Annotated in this window: 6 protein-coding genes; 5 read left to right on the forward strand and 1 reads right to left on the reverse strand. The window is 32.9% G+C overall.

What is annotated here, in order from left to right; all coding sequences use genetic code 11:
* Positions 1-210: 210 nt before the first annotated feature.
* The 4 genes from F6K54_RS11005 (at position 211) to F6K54_RS11020 (ending at position 4774) form a co-directional block, all read left to right on the forward strand.
* Complete coding sequence (locus F6K54_RS11005; protein ID WP_293077367.1) at positions 211-891, forward strand: vWA domain-containing protein; 681 nt, start codon at positions 211-213, stop codon at positions 889-891.
* A gap of 125 nt (positions 892-1016) precedes the next feature.
* Positions 1017-2180 carry a protein phosphatase 2C domain-containing protein gene (locus tag F6K54_RS11010; protein ID WP_293077369.1) on the forward strand — a complete coding sequence of 388 codons (1164 nt, stop codon included), beginning with the start codon at positions 1017-1019 and terminating at the stop codon, positions 2178-2180.
* Between the two features lie 26 nt (positions 2181-2206).
* Positions 2207-3319, forward strand: coding sequence for a protein kinase (locus F6K54_RS11015; protein WP_293077370.1), 1113 nt, complete (start codon positions 2207-2209; stop codon positions 3317-3319).
* 120 nt (positions 3320-3439) lie between these two features.
* Positions 3440-4774, forward strand: coding sequence for a PDZ domain-containing protein (locus tag F6K54_RS11020; RefSeq protein WP_293077372.1), 1335 nt, complete (start codon positions 3440-3442; stop codon positions 4772-4774).
* 388 nt (positions 4775-5162) lie between these two features.
* Here F6K54_RS11020 and F6K54_RS11025 read toward each other — a convergent pair whose 3' ends face one another.
* A complete protein-coding gene (locus tag F6K54_RS11025; RefSeq protein ID WP_293077374.1) occupies positions 5163-6236 on the reverse strand; it encodes a DUF3466 family protein in 1074 nt (357 codons plus the stop codon).
* 997 nt (positions 6237-7233) lie between these two features.
* On the opposite strand from F6K54_RS11025, the gene F6K54_RS11030 reads away from it, so the two are divergent.
* Positions 7234-7677 carry an SRPBCC family protein gene (locus F6K54_RS11030; protein WP_293077376.1) on the forward strand — a complete coding sequence of 148 codons (444 nt, stop codon included), beginning with the start codon at positions 7234-7236 and terminating at the stop codon, positions 7675-7677.
* Positions 7678-8182 lie beyond the last annotated feature (505 nt).

An 8182-nucleotide genomic window follows, 5' to 3' on the forward strand; every position in this document is an offset into this window, starting at 1 on the left:
CCTGCAACAGGTAATATCATCTCCGGTTGAATATTGATAAATAAACGACTGAGGAGTTAGGAGTCAGGAGGGAAGAAAGAAGCAAGAAGAAAGAAGAAGAGGGGGAAAAGGAGAAAGTTTTTTTTATCACTAATTATCCGGACATGATGTAATCCTATTGTAATAAGGAAGTAATGTTCATTCAAACAAAAATTCCTAGAATTAAGACTAATGTCAGAATCTCAATTAGGTGTAAAATACGCAGTTGATTTAATAATCTGTATTGATGCTACAGGCTCAATGACTCCTGTTATTGATTTGGTAAAGTCAAGTGCTCTTAGCTTTTACAAAGATCTAGAAGACAGGATGAAGAAAAATCAGAAAAATGTAGATCAAATTCGAGCAAAAGTAATTGTTTTCCGTGATTATTGGGCAGATAAACCTGACGAGGTAATGGTAAGTTCTGAATTTTTTGATTTGAGGGAACAATCTTCTGAATATGCTAATTTTGTATCTTTAATTGATGCAAAAGGTGGAGGTGATGAGCCAGAAAATGGCTTAGAAGCTTTAGCAATGGCTTTAAACTCAGAATGGGAAAAGGGGCAAAATTTTGCTAAACAGCGTCATATTATAGTTGTTTATACTGATGCCAGCGCTCATTCTTTAGAGAAGGAACCAAAGCCTAATTATTATCCTAGTGATATTCCTAAAAATTTGGATGAACTAACAGATGCTTGGTTAGAAATGTCAGATTCAGCTAAAAGATTACTTTTATTTGCTCCAGATGCTAATCCTTGGACAGTAATTGCTAGTTCTTGGGAGCAGACTATCCATTATCCTTCTAAAGCTGGAGAAGGTCTTCAAGAATTTGAAAATGAAGAGATTATAGCGGCAATTGTTAATAGTATCTAAATAATTTCTGTTGGTTACAGTAATAATTATGATGGTAGTAACTTAGTATTACTACCACATATTTTTTAAGTTAGAAATATCTAAAAACAAGGAAAAAACATATCTAGTTTCATGGGTAAAAACTGATGGATAAAGATAAAATTCTAGTTATCAGCTTAGATAATAAATCAGGTAAAAGCGAAGATTTTCAGATTGCAGAAAGCTATGACGAAGCAACTGTAATAGGAGTTTTTGATGGTTTAGGGGGAAGAATTTTAGGTACTGCTGAAGAAACAGGGGGAAGGATTGCTTCTAGGAAAGCTGCTGAAATTACTCAGGATATTTTGGCAGAATCACAAGGTAATTTAGATAAAGAGCAAGCTTTAAAAATTAAAGATAAGAGTTGTAAAAAGCTTAAAGAATTTGCTGAAAATAATCTTCCAGTTTCGAGAATTAAAGGGAAATTAGCTTCTAAAAGATTATGTTCTACTATAGCGATCGCTAGTCTTTTTAAGGAATTGACTGACAATCAAAAATATTTGGTTAAAATAGCTTGGATGGGGGATTCTCGCATTTATTATTTGCATCCTCATCAAGGGTTACAGCAGTTAACTAAAGATGACTTAAAAGAAAGTAAAGATGCTTTGGAAGTTATCTATCAAGATCCACCTATGTCTCAGTTTTTAACAGCAGATCCAGAAGCAGATTGGAAAATTAATTACGAAAAATTTGAGTTTTCAGAAGAAGGGTTTGTTTTGGCTTGTACTGATGGATGTTTTCAGTACTTACCTGCTCCCTGGGAGTTTGAAAAACTTTTGCTAAAAACTTTAATAGAATCTAATTCCAACGAAGAATGGCAAAGTTCACTAACTAATTTTTATCAAGATAATAAGCATGATGATATTACTCTTTTGGTTTGTTCATTAGGAAAGAATGAGCTGGATTTTCAAAATTTTCATAGTGCTTATCAATCACGTTTAGAACATCTGGATAAAAATTATAATATTCAAAGTGAGAGTAGTCGTGATGAGCTAAAACAAATGTGGGAGCAATATCGAAAAGGTTATGAAAATCAGCCAGAAAAAATAAAAGTAAAAGACTCTGTAGATGATGAAGAGGTAAAAAATAATGATTTATCTGGTGCAAAGAAAAAAACTGAATCAAAGCAAACTATTGATGAAAAATCTAGTAATGTTTCAATGAAAGACGAGGGTGAAAATCAAGAAAACTCTCAAAAAAAAGGATTGCCAAGAATTATGGAAGTGATCGATCAAAATGAAGATTCAAAAAAATTAACAAACAATAATTAAAATAATTCATTGCTAAGAGGAAAAAAATGACTTATAAAAAAGGTGACAAAATTGGTAAATATACTGTTACTCGTGATTTTGATAGTGCTAATGGTGGTCAAGGTCAATGGGGTTTTGCTGAATACAATGGTGAAGAGTATTTTATCAAAAAATTTCTCAGTCCAGTATATCCTGAAGTAAAAACACCAGGAAGTGAGAAAGGAAAACAAAAGAAAAAAGATAAATGTCAAGAATTTGCAAGAAAACATTTAGCGATGATGAAAGCACTAAAATCTTGTGGCGATGGTGGTCTAGTTGTAAAAACTACGGATTTTTTTAAGTATGGTAATGAGTTTGGCAGTCATTATTTTAAGATATCCCAAAAAGTTAATACTAGCAATTTGTGTAATGAAGTTTATAACCTCGATTGGAAAGAACGATTATTTATAATGCTAACCTCAGTTGGCGCCTTAAAAATATTACATAAAAATAGCATTATTCATTTAGATTTAAAACCAGATAATATTTTAATTCAAGAATGGGAAGGAAAATTAATTGCCAAGATTATTGACTTTGACAGTAGTATTATTGAAGGTGATTCAACACCTTCTGAAGAATTAGTAGGAGACCCCCTTTATTTATCTCCCGAATTTGCGAAACATATTAATACTCATGGTGAAGAATCACCACCGACTAAAAAATCTGATGTGTTCTCTTTAGGGTTAGTATTTTGTCAGTATTGGACAGGAAAATTACCTGGTTTTTCTGATAAATATCGTTATCCCTATGAAGCTTTGCTTAATGGGAAAAAACTGAAATTACCAATGAAATTACCAATGAAATTACCAAGATTTTTTTCTAATAAAACAAAAGAGGAAGAGCTAGCAGAAAAAGCTGTATTTGAATTAATTGAAAAAATGTTAATTTTGGAGCCACATCTACGAATATCAACTGATGAAGTTCATGAGAATTTAAAAGCTATTCGTAGTGGAAAATTACCAAAAACTTCTCTACCAGCAGAAAAAAAAATATTACCTAAAGTTAGTCGAATCAAAACAAATTTGAAAACAACAAACTCGGAAAAGCCAAAAGAAAAAGAAGATTATCCAAAGCATAGTAAGCATAGTAAGGTTAGAATTAATTTTACTAAAAAGAGTTAAAGATGTGTAATTAAATCTAGTTAGTCAATAGAAGTACCTAATATAAAATTCAAGCTAATTTATAGATTGTGCTAAATGTCTATTTACAAGTGTAACGAATGTAGCCACGAACACAATCAATTGTCAAAACCTAGTGAGTGTGAAATTTGTGGTGCAAATGATTTTAAAATCATAGAAGAAAAGAAAGACTTATTTAGAGAAGTTAAAACATCAATTCCTTCAGAGAAAAAACCTAAAAAAACTTTTAAACCACCAACTTTTACAAAACCATCACCTCCTTCATCAAAAGTTACTAAAAAACCAGAATCCATCGTTAGACTTAAAGCTCCGGTGTCAGATTCCAAAGCTATTTATAGTCGTTCAACTTCAAGTTATTCACGACACCGTAGCACCACTCCATCTAGAATAAAGCATTTACCGACACGGCATAGAATCGCTCGATTTAAAATAAAGAATTTATCGATATTGATTGCTGGTTTGAGTATGGTTGGCTTGACTATTTGGGGTATAATTATAATTATGCCAACAATGGTTTCCTGGTTTAAAAACCTTCAAACACCACCAAAAGTTGAAAGAACTGTACTTGATGAAAATTTTACTAAGCCATCATCACGTTGGTCAATTGGTGAATTTGCCAAGTTTAAAGATGGTGGTTTATTTCAGCAAGTTTCAAAACCTAACCGAGGTTATTGGAATTCTTGGGATGCAAATTATTTACCTTATAATATTCAAAAAACTGATTACTCTGCAGATTTAACAAAAATAAATAGCCCTGACAATGAAGCTTATGGAATACTTACTAGAATTCGAGGAAATAACGATCAAAATTATTATTATTTACTTATTACAAGCAATGGCTATTTTTCCATGGGAAAACACTCAAAAGAAAATTGGGAAAATAAGATAAACTGGAAGGAGGATAATTCAATAAATCAAGGTAATGGTCTTAATAGATTAAGAGTCGTCACTGAAGGGAATTTAATTACAGGATTTATTAATGGTAAAGAAGTAGGGAATTTTAAAGATAATTCCTACAAATCTGGGAATATAGGAGTATACTCAGAGAGTGGCAAACAAGGAAATGGAGTAGCTGTAAATTTCGACAATATTAAAGTTATAGCTACTGTTTTTCCTTTTTTAGGAATTCAGATGAATGATATTACGCCTGAACTGAAAAAAAAGATTAATCAAAGCAATAATTCTTTTAAGCTTAGTCAAGATAAAGGTGTTATCATAACTAACATTTATCCTAAATCTCCAGCAAATAAATCAGGGCTGAAAGTGGGCGATATTTTTCATAAAATTGATGGCACGTTAATAAAAGATACAACAGAAGTTCAAGAAAAAATTAAATCAAGCAAAATTGGAGAACAAATCAAAATCGAAGTTATCCGCAATGACAAAAAAGAAAAAATTAAAGCAATTCTAGAGCCTTACCTTATACCTGAAAATTAACCAAATTTTCTAGAAAAATACCCTTCATTTGAAATCTAATGAAATTACTTTTTGTTTGGAATTACTCAATCAAAGCTATAGCTTATTTTCTCCTAGTAAAAACAAGCTATTAACCTGTTGCTTTGCCCCTATTTCTGTAAGCATTCAGCTATGAGCTGTCAGCTCTCAGCAAAAGGAGGAGATTTTTAATGAATATAGACTTTAAGGCCAGCTTTTATAGTTAGTAAAGCTTTTATCTAAAATTAAAAGAAATAGCTGATGGCTGATAGCTGACCGCTGAATGCTTACCTATTTCTAGAAGCAAAGCGATATGTATTCAAGTTTAAGTATGAATTATTGAAGAAAGTCACTACCAATAAATATTTAATTGTATTATGTATTGTCTCTTCTAGGAAATAGGTGTCAAAAGAAAAGCACAACAACTTCTATCTTTAATTCCCCATCCAACAATTTGCCCATGACTATTAATAGATAGTGCTTCCTTCAGAACCCAACCAGAGGAAGGATCGATCAAATCATTTAGGTCTTGCATCTTATTAAGACTATCCCAAATAAAAGCTCTTTTAGCCCATTCTTCTTGCTCTTTATTTATTAGCTTGTCAGAATAACCAACTATTACACCAGAATCATTAATACTATGAGCTTTACTGTCAAAAAATTGTAAATTGATATTATGAGAAATAGTACCAAGGTCTTGAAATTCCTCACTGCCATTCCACAAGAAAGCTCGGTTATTGTGTTGAGGTAAAGAATAAAAACCAATCACCTGACCAGACTTATTAATATCTGAGCCTAAAAAACCTGGTAATTCTTGAATATCTTTGTCACTATTCCATATAAAAGCTTTTACTATTAAATCTGAAGAAACAGAATAGCCTACTACTTTACCAAAACAGTTAATTGCGTAGGCACTACTTTCTATATCATCAGAAATACTAAGATTTTGTATGCCTTTTGTCTCATCCCAAATAAAAGCTTTTCTTTGACCATTATTGGTGACAGAAAAACCTACTACTTGACCAGAATTATTAATACTATAAGCCTCACTCAAATTGTTGTTTTTGGTATTAAGGTAATGTATGCCTTTTGTCTTATCCCAAATAAAAGCTTTCCGTTGACTACAATCATATTCAGAATAGCCGACTACTTGGCCATCGTCATTAATACTATAGGCACAGCTAGAATCATTACCAATAGTACCAATATCTTGCATACCTTCGTTAGCGTCCCATACAAAGGCTTGTTTTCGACCTATATCATTAATTGAATAACCGACTATTTGAGCAGAATCATTAATATCTTTAGCTACAGTTATATCACCTCTAAATGTTCCTAAGTCAGTCAGATCGTAGTAAGAAGCAGCAGTAGGATTGAATGGTTTTACACTGGGCATCAGTAATTGTGCTGAGACTTGGGATGGTTTAATTTTATGATTTATAGATTGAGGTAATATCATAGTCATTTGTTTTGTAATTTATTAGGGGTTATCTACATTTTTGCTTCACTACTTAATTAACCAAGAATAAAATAAGTAATTACGTTCAACTTCATGAGAAATCAGCCATTTCTATTAGTTTGTTTTGATACATTTTTTTTTACCCCATGAATATTGTTGACTTGAAAATTAGACCTCTAAACTTAATTAGGGCTTGCTGAAAAAGTCTTTTTTAAGGAGTAGGGGAGTAGGGGAGTAGGGGAGAATTTTTTTGCCCAACTATGCGCTAAAAATGCGCTCCATGCATGAGCATGAAGAGGTGAAAACCATGTACTTTTTCAATACCTAAAAAGGCACTTACCTTTATCTGGTAATTATTTAAGATTTAATCAGCAAACCCTAATTAGACCTCTAAATTTAAATAGTATCATAAATTAATAAGATTTTTATAAGCTATATTTACTGTATATATTTACTTAGTATTCATCAAACTAGCAATTATTTTAAGTTGGTATTACCAAATCTTCAATTAGATAAATTTGTCAAGAGTATATAACTCTATATCAATTACAGGTATGCAATATCTCTAAATTTATAGTGGTAATGTTCGATTTTAATTGAGTTTTGACATTCGGATGTGACAAGCTATGCATTATTTGTCTATACATTTTTTTCTATAAATCTGTAAATTGAATTAGTATTTATACATTATTAAAAATAGAAAAAATTGAACTGAAGTTAGTATAAAAAATGTATAATAAAATACAAATCATGCTTAAGTATATAAACTTATTGGAATGAAAAACTACTCTAACTTTAGAAATATTGTGGTGTCAGATTTAAGTATTTTTGATGAGTTTTTAACATTAGCTTTTACTTCCAGTCTGATACGAGAAAATTAACCATCAAAAAACTAAGTAGAGCTGCAACTTCAGGACTGTTAAAATAGCAATTTGGTAATTGCCCTACACAGAAGTAGCTCCTAATAGTAAACAATAATTATGATAAGTCTTGAGAATTAAAAATGTTGCACTTTAGGTATTCAACGTTAATCAATGCCCCAGTTGAAATTGTTTGGGAATTTCACGAACGTTCTGATATTCTGCAAATCCTGACACCGCCATGGCAACCAGTCCAAATTATCCGTCGTCAAGGTGGACTGGAAATAGGGGCCATATCAGAATTTCAGATTTGGCTTGGTCCCATTCCTGTGAAGTGGGTGGCCGTACATACAGAGTGTGAAAAATATCGTCTGTTTACTGACGAACAAAAAGAAGGGCCAATGACTAGCTGGACTCATCGTCATCAGTTTAGTGAAGAAGATGGTAAGACATGGTTAACTGATGCGATCGCATTTTCTTTACCTGGAGATTGGTTAGCGGAATCTTTTTTAGGTTGGTGGGTAGATTCTCGACTAGAGGATATGTTTCGGTATAGACATGATGTTACAAGACGGGAATGTGAGTAGGGGAGTGAGGGAGTAGGGGAGTAGGGGAGTTAGGGAGTAAGGGAGTGAGGGAGTAGGGGAGTAGGGGAGTGGGGGAGTAGTGCAAGATCGGAATAATTAACTAGCTATTAGCTTTTAGCATTTCTGTTCCGGAATACTCCACAAACAGTTATCAGCTTTTATTCTGGATTGATATCAAATCCGGTGGCATTGGTATAATTCAAGATTAGGGGAAAATAGTCAATATTGTAGGGGCGTTAACGATAGTTATGCGAAGCAAACGGCCGTTCGCCTATATTTCAATGCTTTTAGATTTAATCAGCAAACTCTAATTAGGGTTTGCGCTCAAAAGTCTTTTAGTAGAGGGAGGAGACAGGAGACAACCCACCCCTAACCCCTCCAAACCCACCCCTAGCCCCTCCCAACCCACCCCTAGCCCCTCCCAGGAGGGGAGGGGAAGACAGGAGAAATGGGAATGAGCGAGGAAGTAGGAGTAAGAATTATCCCTTAATTTTTCTGCCCAACT

The sequence above is a fragment of the Okeania sp. SIO3B5 genome (assembly GCF_010692555.1).
GTDB lineage: Bacteria > Cyanobacteriota > Cyanobacteriia > Cyanobacteriales > Microcoleaceae > Okeania.